The sequence below is a fragment of the Flavobacterium xinjiangense genome (assembly GCF_900142885.1).
In the GTDB taxonomy this organism is placed as follows: Bacteria; Bacteroidota; Bacteroidia; order Flavobacteriales; family Flavobacteriaceae; genus Flavobacterium; species Flavobacterium xinjiangense.
Genome location: NZ_FRCL01000005.1, coordinates 123,939 through 139,344, shown reverse-complemented (window position 1 = coordinate 139,344; position 15,406 = coordinate 123,939). Strand labels below are relative to the sequence as shown.

The window sequence follows — 15,406 nt, the reverse complement described above, 5'->3', positions numbered from 1 at the left end:
AGTCCAAAGGTGGATCAAGACCTATTCAAAAATAAGTAAATTTTTGAAAGTCAGCATCCATACTATTTATGACAGTCTTCTAATCAGACTTATGTTGCTTTTGCCTATAGTGTCAATCGCCCAAAACGTGCAGCTGAATTACAAAATAATGCAAGGGAGAAATGACATAGGCTGGTTGCGAATTGAAAAAAATAGTACCGGAAATAAATCAGAACTATTATTGGTTTCTGAAATAAAAACCAAAGTCATTTTACCAATCACACTGTTTACAAGAGAGTCTTCCACTTTTGAAAATGGAAAACTGATTTATTCCTCTCAGTTCAGAAAAACCAATGGCACTACAAAATTGGACAAACAAACAAAGCTCGTTGAAGATAAATATGAAGTATTGGAAAACGGAGAAAAGGTAAAACTTGCATTTCCTACTGTCTACACAAACTTGTTGAGTCTGTATTTTCAAGAGCCCATAACTTCAAATTCTGTGTATTGTGACAGGCAGCAGTGCTTTGTCAAAATAACAAAAACGGAGGATGGAGGATACAAAATGAAGTTCCCCAATGGCAACAGCAATTGCTTTTATTACAAAGAGGGCATTTGCACTAAAATTAAGATTGACCATTCCTTCTATTCAGCAGAAATAATTCTTAAACCATAAAACAACAGTCATGCAAGCAACAAAGAGTATAATCTATATCATCAGCTATGTTCTCTTTTTTGTCCTAAGTTGGATAGGCAAAACCAACAATAGTAGCAGATTAATCAATGATCATGGTGAATTGACGTCAAAACCCGGTAAACTAATTGGGTTCCATATCATAGGGATAATTGTGCTTGGACTTGTTCCTGGAATTTTGTTGAAACATTCCATTTTAAAAGTGTTGGCAGGCAATAAAACCCCTGATCCTATTTTAATCTTTCTATACCTTCTGATTTTTATCGCAATGGTAATCCTTGCATTCAAACAAAGTAAATCTGCCTATGAAAAAAAACGGGGATTACCTGAAAGTCTTACTCATTTATTCCCAGATTTCTTTATTTCCTATTTCATAATCCGGGCTTTATTTCTGCTTGCTTATGAATTATGGTTCCGGGGATTTCTACTTTTTGATAGTATAAGTTGGGTTGGAGCTCCATTAGCCGTTGTGGCAAATACGTTCCTTTATGTTTTAGTACACATTTTTAACAGCAAAAAAGAAATGTGCGCTTGCATTCCTTTTGGAATTTTGGTTTGTGTTTTAAGCATCATATTTGATGCGGTATGGCCAGCCATTATTCTTCACATTGGTTTTTCATTGGTTTATGAACTTAATATTTACCGATTGAATTTAAATAACTTTAAAATAGCAAAGTCATGAAAATTTTAATAACAGGCGCCACAGGATATGTTGGCAATAATCTGGCTCATACACTTGCAGATATGGGAAATGAGGTTCATGCAATTGTTCGTTCTGCTTCAGCAAAAAATATATTGCAACATCCAAATATTACTCTTTTTGAAGGTGATATTCTGCAAAAAGAAAGCTTGCTGGTTGCCATGAAGGGATGCCGTCAAGTTTATCATACAGCGGCCAGAGTGGGTTTATGTATAAAAGACCCCACTGTTTTTTATAATGTAAATGTTGAAGGCACCCGTAATGTAATGCAAGCAGCCTTAGAAACAGGTGTAGAAAAATCACTTTTCACCAGTACTTGCGGCGTCATTGGATCATCGCTTAATAAGCCTTTGAACGAAAAAAACACTCGCCTTACCAAGATTGAAAGTGTTTATGATTTATCTAAAAAAATGGGAGAAGAAATAATCTTTCAATATGCTAATGAGGGAATGAACGCCGTTGTAGTGAGTCCATCAAAAATTTACGGCCCTGGAAATAGTTCTCATTCCCTTACTGCTAATGCTGTAATAAAACTTTTCCTAAAAAAAAGAATCACCTTTATTCCATCACCGGGTACCTACAAGGTTTGTTTCGCTTTTATAGATGATATCGTAAACGGTCATTTATTGGCCATGGAAAAAGGAAAAAGTGGCGAAAAATATATTTTGGGAGGAATCAATATTTCATACCAGAAATTTTTTGAACAAATTCGAACCATTTCTTCCAGCAACGAACATATTATCCAACTTTCAAAAAATACCCTAAAAGGATTGGCTTTTTTACAACTATTGAATTACAAAATCACAGGAAATCATCCTCGTTTTACTACTAAGTCAATAGATTATCTTTTTAATAATTATACATTTTCCAGCGAGAAAGCAACCCAAGAGTTGGGCTACCAAATAACTCCATTGGAAGACGCATTAAAACAAACTATTCACTTTTTAAAAAATCAAAGTCATGTGTAACAATTTATATACCCTGATAACTGGTGCCAGTGAAGGATTTGGAAAAGCATTGGCAATTGAATGTGCATCGCGAAAAATGAACTTAATTCTTGTGGCATTGCCTAAATCCAAACTTAATTCTTTCGCTGAATCATTAAAACAAAAATACGAAATTGAAGTGCTTGCTATAGAAAAAGACCTTTCTATAGAAGAGAATTGTTTCTTGGTTTTCAAAGAAGTACATGAACTTCAGCTTTCTGTTAACATGCTTATCAACAATGTAGGGATAAGCAGTACCATGTTTTTTAGCGAAGGAAATGTCGATTTTTATCAAAAGCAAGTAAAATTAAATGTGATCGTCACTACACTACTCACCAGCTTGTTTCTTGACATGTTGAAAACGAATAAACCCTCCCATATTTTAAATGTAGGCAGTCTTAGCAGTTTCTTTTATTTGGCAAAAAAACAAGTGTATGGCGCCACTAAATCTTATATCTATTCTTTTTCGAAAAGCTTGCGCGGGGAATTGAGTTCAGATGGAATAAATGTAACTGTAATTTGTCCAGGCGGCATGAATACCAATGCAACAATAATAATGACCAATAAATCAAATAACTGGCTGGCACGTCAATCAATAATGAATCCTGAAGAAGTTGCACCAATAGCCATTAAAGGCTTATTAAACCGAAAAGAAATCATTATTCCCGGACGTATGAACAAACTGTTTTTAATAATTGATAAGCTGTTGCCCTCGTTCATTATTAAAATGATTGCCAATAATCATATAAATAAATTTAAGTCCTACAGCATTGGAAATCAAAATAATGTCCCGTTCATCGGTAGAGCGTATTGATAGTGTGTCTTAACGATAAGGCTAAGAAAAGTAATATCACTAAAAAATACCCTGTAATTTTAACAAATAAATCATTATTAATTCGTAAATTTAATAGGACTACTGGTTATTTATGTAAAATATATTAAAATTTAATCCTTTAATTTATTTGCTATGAAAACACTACGACAATTCAGTTTAAAGCCCGTATTAATCATTATTAAAATTAATGCAACTTGCCCACCACCAGCAAATGATTTTAATACAGGTAATTACTTAAAGGGTATAACACCAATAGCTAACCAAAATAATGTTACTATTATTGTTACCGAAGGAACTTTGAAAATAACTTTTTATTGGGATTCCAATCTCAATGAAACAATTAATTTCGATTCATTTAATTTTAGTTTTGGAGCAAATAACGAATTAATAGCCACTGAAGGAACAAATACATATAAAGGAACATGGTCAATTACAGATACAAATGGCTATATCGACACTTTATCTAATTTTAAATTCGACATTACTTTTACAACCCCAATTCATTTTGTGGAAATAATAGATGATTGGGAAATTATTAATGAATCTGCCAGTTATATCAAATTAAGGGAGGTTATAGAACGCAACGATCAAAAGGATTTTTTAGCATTTAGCAAAAATTAAAAATTGGTTTAAGCCCAAAAACAAACTGGTTTCAAAAAAGAATATTTGAAATTCAATATTACTATTAAGAACAAAAAAAAATCGTCCCGATATTTTACGAGGCGATTTTTTTTGACTAAACTTTTTAGCGATACTGTGAATACAAAACCCCCTTAAGCGAAGATTTAGCTATACAATACATTACTTATTTTTAATTATATTAGCAAAGTAGTTAAAATCCGATTAGCACAACCGAAGGTTTAGTTCGACAGGAGTTTGACATGATTTCCTTTTCGGCCCACTTAAAGTGGGTCTAGTATTTAAAAATTAGTATCAAACCGAAAAAAATATTAATTTAGTCCTAACCTTTTTTTAATAGTAGATCATTGCACATCAGCATCAAAAAAACAAACTGAAATTTCAAACCACAACTATAATCAGAAAAAATGACAGAATTAAATTCCGATAAGAAAAATACTTCTAACATTAGTAATGGAGTAATGCTAAATGCATATCCAGATAGCATGGGAACCAATTTGAGCGATATTGTTACCATGTTAAAAATGCCACAGTTTAAAAATACATTTTCGCTTTTTTATGTTTTACCTACCTTTTTTAATAGTGACTTAGATCGAGGCTTTTCGATTATAAATTATGACATTAATGAAGAATTGGTTTCAAAAAAAGATCTGCTGGCTTTACGTGAATTAAATATTATGTTGAAGTTTGACATTGTTTTAAATCATTTATCTGTTGCTTCACCGCAATTTAAAGATTTAATTAAAAATGGTGATCAATCTAAATTTAAAGACTTTTTTATCGACTGGAACGAATTCTGGCAAGGCAACGGGGACCTTAACGAAGATGGAGTAATTGTTCCTAAAAAAGATTTTTTGGACAAGCTTTTTATGCGCAAATCAGGCCTTCCTATTTTAAAAGTTTTATTTCCTGATGGAAAAGAAAAACCATATTGGAATACATTTTACCAAAAAGTCACCTATCAAAAAATTTCGACAGCAGATTTAAAATCTATAGCGAATTTAAGTACGGAAAACGCAGTTCAGATTTGCGAAAAAGCAAACAGGGCTATTGACGAAAACCAAGATTTACAGTCTTTAGATTTAGGCGATCAGTCTTCGTTTAAAGCAGATGTACTGCAGATACTGAATAGAAATCGCACCTATTTAGGTCAAATGGATGTCAATGCAAAATCGCCATTAGTCTGGGAATTTTATGAAGAAGTGTTAGCCAAGGTAGCAAGTTATGGCGGCCAGATTTTGAGATTGGATGCATTTGCCTATTTACACAAAGAAATAGGAGAAACCAACTTTTTTAACAAGCCGGGGACTTGGGATTATTTAGCAAAAATTAATGAAATCGCAAAAAAGAATAATTTAGTACTACTTCCTGAAATCCATGCGGAGTTCGGATTGCATCTTCATGATGAAGTTGCTGACGAAGGTTATGCTATTTATGATTTTTTTCTTCCCGGCCTCACTATTCATGCAATCGAAAAAGGCACCAATAAAGCGCTAATGACTTGGGCAAAAGAAATCATTACTAAAGGATTCAAAACTGTTAATATGCTTGGATGTCATGATGGTATTCCAGTATTGGATTTAAAAGGCAAAGAGGTAAACGGCGTTTATCATAAGGGACTTTTAGATGATGAGGAAATTTCAGAAATGATGGATCTTATTATAGAACGTGGTGGTAAAGTAAAAAATCTTTATGGAGCAGAAGGTAAAAAAATCTCTTACTATCAAGTCAATGCCACTTATTTTAGTGCTTTAGGTGAAAATGAGCAAAAACTACTCTTGGCCAGAGCTATTCAAATGTTTATGCCGGGGATTCCTCAAATATGGTATTTAGATATTTTTGCTGGAGCAAATGATTACGAAGCAGTTGAAAAAGCGGGAAAAGATGGGCATAAAGAAATTAATAGAACTACCTTAAGTTTAAAAGATATTGAAGACGGTCTAAAAAAAGAAGTAGTGACCAAACAGTTAGAAATTATTCGATTAAGAAATACTTCAAAGGCATTTTCAGGTACAGTAGCCTTTAAGGAAACTACTGATGAGGAAATTAATATAATTTGGACCAATGATGGCGAATTTGCGCAATTGCAATCAAATCTTAAAACACATGATTTTTCAATTCGATATTCCGAATTGGGTCACGAGAAAAGTATCAAATTATAAACAACGAACCGTCTATTAAAAAGGATCTAGCTAAAGATAACAAAATGCCATTTTATTTTTTTAAAATGGCTTTTTGTCTTATGAACCAAATAAATATCATGCTGACATTTAACAAAAACTACTTTGCTTTCGCTGGTTTAATTTTTTTTATTGAAATTTTGATTGCCCTATTTATCCACGATGATTTTATTAGGCCATATCTTGGAGATGTTTTGGTTGTTATTCTAATGTATTGTTTTTTAAAATCATTTCTCAAATTGCCCGTTTTAAACGTTGCACTATTCGTTTTAATTATCTGCTTTACTATTGAATTTCTTCAATTTTTAAATATTGTAGAAAAGCTAAGCTTAGAAAATTCACAAATTGTCAAAACGGTTATTGGAACTTCATTCTCATGGATCGATTTACTGACTTATATTGCCGGAATTACAATCATTATTATAACCGAAAAATATTTGTTAAAAAAAGAAATGAAATTTGCATCTAAGCCATAACTCACAAATATTCTATAAATAAACGCTACTTTAGTCGTGCATTGGTTGAAACGATTATTTGGGTTTTATTCTTTTTTTATAGGAAATCTTGATTATTACCGACGAATATGATTGTATCTTTTAAGAATTTCCCACACCAATGTTTCCAGTATTAATTCCTTCAAACAACGGGTCCATAACCCGTGCGGCACCGTCAACAATATCTAAAGGAGGTTGAAAGTCCTCTAATTCTTGTTTCTTTTTAGCTAATTCTGCTGGATCTTCATCGGTTACCCAACCCGTATCCACCGCATTCATAAATATACCGGCTTTTGCTAATTCTCCTGCAGCGGTATGAGTAAACATATTCAAAGCGGCTTTCGCCTCAAAATATTTTCACTGCCAACCTATAGGTATTTTCGTGGACCCTGTAATTTCTGGAAACAATTTCTAAAAAGCTGCTTTAGTGGAATCCCTATAAAATAACTATACTACTAAATATCAGTGTTTTATATTTTATTTATCACAAATAAAGTAGTACTTTAGTTCTTTCTTATCCGCCCTATGTAAATAATTGTAAAAAAGACATGGCAACGTTATACCCTAGTTGGACTGTTTTTCAAGCACATAATAATGACTTCTTTTACATCTTTTTTATTTGCATGACTAGAAGAAAAATTAGCCTGCAATACTCTGATAAATTTAATCTTTTTTTGCATCTGAAGTATTGGGCAAAGCAATCGATATAAGTAGCGCAAACGTCGCCTGCAATTTATCTGAGACATATTTCAAACTATAAAACTATCAAAAATGGATACAACAGTAATGACAAATAAAAAGATTGCCCAAGCCGTCTATGACTATTTCGGGCAAGGTAATGTTCCAGCTATTCTCGACCTTGTTACCGATGATATTATATGGACCTGTCCTGGACCCACAGAGATACTGCCTTATGCACAGGTTTACAACGGAAAAAAAGGAGTGGAAGAATTTTTTAGGCTTATTTATGCAAATAAGGATTTTCCCAAATTTGAGGTGAGGGAACTTATTGGAGAAGGCGATAAGGTAGTTGCCCTTGGACACTGGGATGCAAAATCCAAGAAAACAGGAACCCCTTATTCTGGCGATTGGGCTATGGCATTCTATTTCAGAGATGGTAAATTATATGAGCATAGAGAATATTACGACTCTTATGGTGAAGCAATGGCTTCCAAAGGATAAAATTGCTCGTGATTCAAAACTCGTTTTATTTATCCCACGTTATCAAGTCACTCTCGCCTTCTTAATTTAAAATGCGAAGGAATGCCCTCAGCTTGCAAAATTACCGTACACTGCAAAAAATTGCGCATATAAACCAATATTCCTAGCATTCGCATACTTCCGATGTCACTATGAAGGTGTGTGCCAATACATTAAAAGAACTGTTTAAAACCGCTTGCGAGGAACAAGCTATTTACTGAAAAATGGCTTTTGTAATCAAATGATTGCTGATGGTTCTCAATAAAAATCATTGTGCACTCCGTAGATAGCATAACGCTGTTAGTTGACTTTCTATCTGAAGTACTTTTAAATAGTCATATCAATTGCCAACCTACCATATTTCAACAAAAAAAAATTTCAAGATACTTGTAAAGGATATAAAAATGTATTCCTGCAAAATAATAAAAAGGGGGAGCCGAAAACCGAATAGAGTAGGCATAAACTAAATGCAAAATAAAATGAAAAATTTAATTACTAGATTCATTATGATTTTTGGTGTGGCTCTTATGCCATACACTATTTGCGCGCAGGCAAATCAGCAAACGGCTGATGAAATTATTAACATTGTTAAAGCCCAATGGGCAGCTGAAATGACTGATCCGGGAAATATTGCGGAGCAGTTTAAAAACATCGCAGATGATTACACCGAATTTAATGCGGATTATTCTACGCGTCTTGATGGCAAGTCCATGGCGATGAGATTATCTGAACCTGGTGGAAAAGATCCAAATCGTGTTGTAGCAGCAGAAATGTTGAACTCCAAAGTACAGGTTTACGGAGATACAGCCATTCTTACTTACAATTTTGCCGGTGTTTCAAAAAACAAAGACGGAGAAACCAAAACAAATCGTGCCAAATCAACGCGTGTGTATGTTAAGCAAGGAGGAAAATGGAAATTGGTGCATGCTAACTTTGCGCCTGACCCACAACCGAAAAATTAATACTTTTTTAAAAATTCATGTTTCGCCAACTCTAACAGAAACGTTTGAAAAATAAAATTAGATACACGCAAAACAACAAGATTAAAAGAAATAAAAAAGAAGGTTAATTGTTGGACAGACGCGGATGATGCTTTTACTGTACAGTTCTGCTTAATTACACTTTAACAACATTTAACCTTCTTTTTTTACTTCTAAAAGTATAAGCCGTGAAATGCCAAATGGAGGACTCAATAACCTTGCATAGCAAATTATTATTGTGACCGAATTCTCCTTCAAAAAAGGGTTTAACCTCGCGGGGATATCGGTGATCTTTATGAACTCATGAATATTACCAAGGAATAGGATTGTAATCTTTTAAGAATTTTCCGCTCCAGTGTTTTCCTGTATTAATTCCGTCAAACAACGGATCCATAACCCGCGCCGCGCCATCAACAATATCTAGTGGCGGTTGAAAATCTTCCAGTTCCTGTTTCTTCTTGGCTAATTCTGCTGGATCTTCATCTGTTACCCAACCGGTATCTACTGCATTCATGAAAATCCCGACTTTCGCCAGTTCTCCTGCTGCGGTATGGGTAAGCATATTGAGAGCTGCTTTGGCCATATTAGTATGAGGATGTCTAGCTTCTTTAAAGAAACGATGAAACTTCCCTTCCATTGCTGACACATTAATGATGTGTTTTTGTCCGGTATTGTCTTTTTTCATTACTTCAGAAAGTCGGTTACACAATACAAAAGGCGCTACCGAATTCACAAGCTGCACTTCAATCATTTCCGTCGTTTCTATTTGCCCCAGCTTTAAACGCCAGCTGTTGGTCTTTCTCAAATCTACTTGTTGCAAATCAGCATCCAACTCCCCTTTCGGGAAAACTTCATTCGCCACCAGTGTATTATCAAAACTATAAGGAATCTGAGATAATTTGGCAGAAGCTCTTAATCCTATTCCCGGTTCCGGTCCATGCCAGGTTACCGGCATATTTTGATTAGACGAAACTCCAGCAGTCAACACTTTTAATTCCTCCAAACAATCGGTATGATCCAGTAATAAATCCTGTGCGTATTTTGGCAAAGACGCTATTAGGCGCTCTTCGTTTTCCATTAAATGGGTATAGAATCCGGCTGGCCGTCGCACCGTTTGCGCCGCATTATTGATTAGAATATCTAAACGTTCGTATTTTTGCTCAATAAAATTGCAAAAAATCTCGACACTCGGAATATGACGTAAATCCAATCCATGTATCTTTAAACGATGCCCCCACTCAATGAAATCATCTTCCTTAGCAAAACGCAAAGCCGAATCCACCGGAAACCGAGTGGTTGCAATAACTGTTGCTCCTCCTCGCAAAAGCATTAATGTGATATGATATCCTATTTTTAATCGAGAACCTGTTATAACCGCAATTTGTCCTTTTACATCAGCAGTTTGAAAACGTTTTGCATAATTAAAATCGCCACAATCGGTACACATGGTATCATAAAAGTGATGCAATTTAGTAAACTCCGTTTTACAGACATAACAATTTCTGGGTGTCTCTAATTCTAGTTGTTCTTTATTAGCCAAATCATTCATGGCCAGCAATTTTGGTGCAACAAAAACACTCGCTTCACGCGCATGGCGTATTCCTGTTTCCTTACGGGCCGTTTTGTCCCTCTTTTCCATTTTGCGTTTGGTTGCAAGTTTACCATCCTTAACTCTGCGTGAAAACTCATCGCGATTCGGTCTGGAAAACTGACCTGCCGCTTTAATCAAAGCAATTCTTTGGTCTGCAGGAATATCAAATATTTGGTCTGTATTTGTATTCAATTGTGCCAAAATAGCGATGCACTTGTCAATTTCTTCTGAAGTAATTGCACTGTTATTATCTATTTCATTCATCCTCATTATAAAAAAAATCGTATCGATCTCAGCGTAAATACCAAGGCCGCAAATATAGTTCTAAAATTTTGGCTGTCATTCCTTTTTTTTTGTTCGTCGCTGCAAACTATTTGCCCTAAATTATTTAAATTTATTTTTATGTTACTCCTCTTACTTTATCGTTTTTGTATCAAAATTTAACAGTTTACAATAATAATTGTCATTTTATGAAAATCACTTTAAAAAAGCTAGAAAACAGCTGTCAGTTACCCGGATATGAGTGAGTTTCAAACTTAGAATCTCGATCTGTTCAATATCAACAACTGAAAGTTACTTGCAATTAGAGCATTCTAAAAAAGTCATGTTTGTTGGATTAATTGCTTTTTTTATATCTTTGTAAAGTAATAAAACACGGCCAATATTCCCCGAAATCATCACAGCCGCAAGAAGTTAGCATTAATCTACAAAAACTTTACGTCTATCTAAAAAACAACAAAATGAGAAGAATCATTTTTGCTTTAATTTTAATTGGAACATTATTATTGAGCTTAACAATTTCATCAAAAAGTTTGGGGAATACAACTTCTACAATTTCTGAGTCAGATAATTCAATAGAAGAAAAGCTTTTAAAACATGTTAATATTATAAAGGATTTAGTCCGCACAAATCCAAATTATAATAATGAAATTGCTTTTTTTATCGATATGGAAATCATGTCTGGAAAAAACAGATTTTTCATTTATGACTTAAAAAATGATAAAATAATTGATCAGGGTTTAGTTGCTCAAGGTTTTGGTTCAAGAATTGATCCGGAGGGGAAATTAAAATTCAGTAATGAAAATAATTCCCTTTGTACTTCATTAGGCAAATATTCTGTAGGGAATAGCTACTATGGACAATACGGTAAAGCCTACAAATTATATGGATTAGATGCTACAAACAACAATGCAGAAGTACGAAACATTGTGTTGCATAAAAATCAAAAATTGCCTTATGAAGAACAAGATAAACCAATAGGTTACAGTTTTGGTTGTCCTATGGTAAATGATATCTATTATTCCCGAATTGAAAAAATAATTGACAACTCTAAAGGAAATATTGTTTTAGATATTTACTATTAAACACATTAATATTACTGAGTATTTGTTAGAACTCGTGAACATCAAAACTCGCAACGTATGGGCAGATTTGATTATTATTTATCTCATCAACAATCGCTTAATCCTTACTATCAATTCGTTTGGACTAAATGGCTTGGTTATAAAATCATCTGTACCTAATTCAAAAGCTTTCAACACCGTTTTTTCTAAACCTACGGCAGACAAAATAATGATTGGAATATCCAGTTTCAATTCGATTTTTACTTTATTTACTATATCAAGACCTGAAGCAAACGGCATCTCTATGTCGGAAATAATTAAATCGGGATTTTCCGAGACTATTTTTTCTAATGCTTCTTTGCCATCACTACATGAAATGACTTTATATCCTTCGCGACTTAGTTTAAACTCCATGGTTTTTAACATCATCTCATCATCCTCAGCAATTAATATTTTCATTTTTTACTATTATTTTTTTAAAGCAAAATTAAACAGGTGTAACTTAAAATAATTGTTTTTTTTAAAGAAAACATGTTGATTAAAAACTCTTAAAATTGTATTTAAATATCAATTTATAACTCCTCTATTTATTGGCATAACCACATCGCATTTCCAATTCTGCAAAAACCTGCTGGCAGATGTCATTAAACTTTTCAACTTCTTCTTTTCGCTTCTCACCGAAAGGATTTACTTCGATTTCATTTTCAATGATTTCAATACTTTTAGATGCAGGTACAATTCCTAACAAAGTGATTGACGATTTCAATTTATGAATTTCAGCTTTTAAAATTTTAATATCATCCGTTTGGTTTGAATTCAATATTATTTCTAAAGCCAAAGGGAGATTTTGCATAAACAAATCTACCATCTTTTGAATAAAAGCCGCGTCACCCTCGGCAAATTCATTTAAATAGGTAAAATCTACAAGTTTTGGGGTATTTATTTCCTGATTTGGTTCGTCAATAAAACTGTTATTATTAGCATTCATTAAATTATGATATATTTTTTCAATTAATTCATTAAAATCAAATGGCTTAGATAGATAATCATTCATCCCATTATCTAGGCAACGTTTTTCTTCAATTGAAGTGGCATGCGCAGTTAATGCAATTATTGGTGTTTTTGATTTCGCTCCAAAGTGTGTTCGTATGTACTTGGTTAATTCAATACCGTCCATTTCCGGCATTTGAATATCCATCAAAATGATGTCATAGCTGTTTTTCTCTATTTTATCAATTGCAATTTTTCCATTATCGGCAATATCAATTGTTTTATCAAATTTCGCAAAAACTTTAACCGCTAAAAGTTGGTTGAGTTCATTATCTTCGACTAAAAGGATATTAGTATTTTTCAGGAAATCAGGATTTATCTTCTCTTTCTTTAATTTCACCGTTTTAACAATTCCTTTTTGCGCCTTTTTAAATTGAATTAAAAATGAAAATTTACTTCCTTTATCAATTTCACTTTCTACTGCAATTGAACCTCCCTGCAATTCAATAAGTCTGCGGGTTATGGTAAGCCCTAGACCTGTCCCTCCAAATTTTCTTGTTGTTTCATTTGACGCCTGATTAAAACTTTCAAAAATTGAATCGATTTTATCGTGAGGAATACCTACTCCGGTATCAATTATTGCAAATTCTAAAAAACTTTCCGTTTCTGATTCTTTCAACTGAGAAACAATTAATTCAACATACCCTTTATCCGTAAATTTCAAGGCATTTCCAATCAAATTGATTAAAATTTGGGACAATCTTGTAGGATCTCCAATCAAAAAATTATCTATTGTGTTGTCAATGTTAAAAATTAATTTTATTTTTTTATCGTTTGCAATTGGAGAAAGTAGCTCAATTACTGCTTTTATATTTTGAGACAAAGAAAAATCTACTTCTTCAAATATCATTTTATCAGCTTCAATTTTAGAGAAATCTAGGATATCATTAATGACAATCATTAAATTCTTACCTGCTCTCTTTATAGCATTGACACTTTGCTTTTGTTCGTCATCTAAATTAGTGCCATCCAGAATTTTTGCAAATCCCAGAATTCCATTCATTGGCGTACGAATTTCATGACTCATATTAGTCAGAAACTGCTCTTTTACGCGAGTTGATTGTTCTGCTAAATCTCTTGCTTTTATTAATTCTCTTTCTATTTCCTTTTGATCACTGACATCTTGAATAGTCCCTAAAATTTTGAGTGGTTCATTCTGTTCTCCATTCAAGCATTTTATATATTCGTTGATATATTTGATTGTACCGTTTTTACTGATTAAACTGTGGGTAAACTGTACTTCTGAATTATTTTCTTTAACGTAGTTAAGGTTCTTTTCAAAAAGTAGGACATCAGTCGCATTAATCAACCGTGATTTTAACAGGTCAATCGTCGGCCTATTATCATTCTCGATTTCAAAAATAGAATAGAATTGATCCGAAATAAATACTTCACCGTCCTTTAGATTAATTTCCCAGCTTCCTATTTTTGCTAGTTGTTGCGCTTCAAAAAGTCTTTTTGCATTTAGTTTTAAAGCTACCTCCGTCTTTTTACGAAGGATAAGACTTTCGTGTAGTTTAAGTGCGTTTCTAATACTTTGCGAAACACCGTCAGGAGTCAATAATGTTTTTGGGATATAATCTGACGCGCCTCCTAATATAGCCTGACTTGCAATTTTTTCATCCCCTTGCGAAGTCACAAAAATAACTGGAGTTTCTATATCTAAATCTCTTAGTTTTTTCAGAAATGAAATTCCGTCACTATCCGGCATCATATAATCTAAAAAGATCAAATCATAATTAACTGACTTAATCTTTTCTATTCCATCTCGAGCCGAAAAAGCACTTTCAACATCAGCAATAATTCCCGAATGTGATATCGAACGAATTATGGTTACCGTATCGACTTTGTCGTCATCAATTATTAATATTTTTAAAGTAACAGCCATGTTTAAATTTATTTTAGCTTGAAAATTCTATACTATTCCAATAATCATTCAAAGTTGAAAAAAAATCGATCATTTCTCCTTTTTCAAATGGCTTATGCATATATCCTGCGATATTCAAGTTTAAAGCAGCACGTTTATTTTCACTGTTATTTACATCGCTGACCACGAATATTAAAATCGATTTTAGTTCAAAATCAAGTCTAATCTTATTTATTAAATCAATGCCGTTTAATCCTTCAGCATTAATATCAATCAACATAATTTTTGGTATTGGCAATAATTTATCATCTCCTTTAAGCATTGACCATGCTTCGATGTCGTTCTTTGCAAAACGTAAAGTAGCCTGGATACCGATTTCAGAAAATGCTTTTGCAGCATTTTCGAAATAAGTTTTACAAGTATCCACTAATAATATGTTTGCACCTACCATAGATTATATTGTTTAAAATTTTACATCTCACATAATGACCAAAAATTCTTTAGTGTAGCAACTGAAGTAATAAATTTTTCAAAAGACAATGGTTTCAAAATGTATCCCGCAACATTAAGATTGTAAGCATTAATCTTATCACTATCTTCATTAGAAGTAGTCATGACAAAGACAGATATGTTTTTAAGATTTTCATCATCTCTTAAATTTTTAAGAAATTCAATCCCATTCATTTTTGGCATATTAATGTCCAAAATAATAATTCTTGGCAAAGGAACAATTGATGTACGCAGCATATCTAGGGCTTCGACTCCGTTACCGGCAACAAAAAGTTCATTTTTTATATTATTTTTTGAAAAGGCTCTTTTCACATTCATTACATCAACCTCATCGTCTTCTACTAATAAGATATTCACC

General features: G+C 33.1%; 15 protein-coding genes and 1 pseudogene. 10 read left to right on the top strand and 6 right to left on the bottom strand.

Features of this window, described 5'->3' with window-relative positions:
* Positions 1 to 43: 43 nt before the first annotated feature.
* The 7 genes from BUC23_RS07890 (at position 44) to BUC23_RS07860 (ending at position 6,489) form a co-directional block, all read left to right on the top strand.
* Positions 44 to 655: a DUF6134 family protein gene (locus BUC23_RS07890; protein ID WP_139259799.1), complete on the top strand. Its 612-nt coding sequence runs from the start codon at positions 44 to 46 to the stop codon at positions 653 to 655.
* 10 nt (positions 656 to 665) lie between these two features.
* Positions 666 to 1,355, top strand: coding sequence for a CPBP family intramembrane glutamic endopeptidase (locus BUC23_RS07885; protein WP_073208078.1), 690 nt, complete (start codon positions 666 to 668; stop codon positions 1,353 to 1,355).
* Complete coding sequence (locus tag BUC23_RS07880) at positions 1,352 to 2,341, top strand: NAD-dependent epimerase/dehydratase family protein (RefSeq protein WP_073208075.1); 990 nt, start codon at positions 1,352 to 1,354, stop codon at positions 2,339 to 2,341. The genes BUC23_RS07885 and BUC23_RS07880 overlap by 4 nt, the downstream gene beginning before the upstream one ends.
* Complete coding sequence (locus BUC23_RS07875; RefSeq protein ID WP_073208072.1) at positions 2,334 to 3,173, top strand: SDR family NAD(P)-dependent oxidoreductase; 840 nt, start codon at positions 2,334 to 2,336, stop codon at positions 3,171 to 3,173. Before BUC23_RS07880 ends, BUC23_RS07875 begins: the two co-directional genes overlap by 8 nt.
* 153 nt (positions 3,174 to 3,326) lie before the next feature.
* Positions 3,327 to 3,815 carry a hypothetical protein gene (locus BUC23_RS07870; RefSeq protein WP_084538319.1) on the top strand — a complete coding sequence of 163 codons (489 nt, stop codon included), beginning with the start codon at positions 3,327 to 3,329 and terminating at the stop codon, positions 3,813 to 3,815.
* Between the two features lie 425 nt (positions 3,816 to 4,240).
* Positions 4,241 to 5,995, top strand: a complete 1,755-nt coding sequence (locus BUC23_RS07865; protein WP_073208069.1) for an alpha-amylase family protein — start codon at positions 4,241 to 4,243, stop codon at positions 5,993 to 5,995.
* 80 nt (positions 5,996 to 6,075) lie between these two features.
* A complete protein-coding gene (locus BUC23_RS07860; protein ID WP_208609310.1) occupies positions 6,076 to 6,489 on the top strand; it encodes a ribosomal maturation YjgA family protein in 414 nt (137 codons plus the stop codon).
* A 76-nt stretch (positions 6,490 to 6,565) separates the two neighbouring features.
* On the opposite strand, the pseudogene BUC23_RS07855 reads toward BUC23_RS07860, so the two are convergent.
* Positions 6,566 to 6,852 (bottom strand): annotated as a pseudogene (locus BUC23_RS07855) (hypothetical protein); the annotation flags it as partial.
* Positions 6,853 to 7,278: 426 nt separating this feature from the next.
* On the opposite strand from BUC23_RS07855, the gene BUC23_RS07850 reads away from it, so the two are divergent.
* Complete coding sequence (locus BUC23_RS07850) at positions 7,279 to 7,689, top strand: nuclear transport factor 2 family protein (RefSeq protein ID WP_073208066.1); 411 nt, start codon at positions 7,279 to 7,281, stop codon at positions 7,687 to 7,689.
* A 497-nt stretch (positions 7,690 to 8,186) separates the two neighbouring features.
* On the top strand, positions 8,187 to 8,669 hold the full coding sequence (locus BUC23_RS07845; RefSeq protein WP_167365566.1) for a nuclear transport factor 2 family protein: 483 nt from the start codon (positions 8,187 to 8,189) through the stop codon (positions 8,667 to 8,669).
* A gap of 328 nt (positions 8,670 to 8,997) precedes the next feature.
* On the opposite strand, the gene BUC23_RS07840 is transcribed toward BUC23_RS07845, so the two are convergent.
* On the bottom strand, positions 8,998 to 10,542 hold the full coding sequence (locus BUC23_RS07840) for an SDR family oxidoreductase (protein ID WP_407918677.1): 1,545 nt from the start codon (positions 10,540 to 10,542) through the stop codon (positions 8,998 to 9,000).
* Between the two features lie 476 nt (positions 10,543 to 11,018).
* Between BUC23_RS07840 and BUC23_RS07835 the strand changes: the two genes are divergently transcribed.
* Positions 11,019 to 11,642 carry a murein L,D-transpeptidase catalytic domain-containing protein gene (locus tag BUC23_RS07835; protein WP_084538318.1) on the top strand — a complete coding sequence of 208 codons (624 nt, stop codon included), beginning with the start codon at positions 11,019 to 11,021 and terminating at the stop codon, positions 11,640 to 11,642.
* A gap of 78 nt (positions 11,643 to 11,720) precedes the next feature.
* Here BUC23_RS07835 and BUC23_RS07830 read toward each other — a convergent pair whose 3' ends face one another.
* The 4 genes from BUC23_RS07830 to BUC23_RS07815 all read right to left on the bottom strand — a co-directional run bounded on the left by BUC23_RS07830 (position 11,721) and on the right by BUC23_RS07815 (position 15,405).
* Positions 11,721 to 12,080: a response regulator transcription factor gene (locus tag BUC23_RS07830; RefSeq protein WP_073208057.1), complete on the bottom strand. Its 360-nt coding sequence runs from the start codon at positions 12,078 to 12,080 to the stop codon at positions 11,721 to 11,723.
* A gap of 124 nt (positions 12,081 to 12,204) precedes the next feature.
* Entirely contained in the window at positions 12,205 to 14,559 is a 2,355-nt protein-coding gene (locus BUC23_RS07825) for a hybrid sensor histidine kinase/response regulator (RefSeq protein ID WP_073208054.1), read from the bottom strand.
* 13 nt (positions 14,560 to 14,572) lie between these two features.
* A complete protein-coding gene (locus BUC23_RS07820) occupies positions 14,573 to 14,989 on the bottom strand; it encodes a response regulator (RefSeq protein WP_073208051.1) in 417 nt (138 codons plus the stop codon).
* Between the two features lie 20 nt (positions 14,990 to 15,009).
* Positions 15,010 to 15,405 carry a response regulator gene (locus BUC23_RS07815; RefSeq protein WP_244153790.1) on the bottom strand — a complete coding sequence of 132 codons (396 nt, stop codon included), beginning with the start codon at positions 15,403 to 15,405 and terminating at the stop codon, positions 15,010 to 15,012.
* Between the last annotated feature and the right edge of the window lies 1 nt (position 15,406).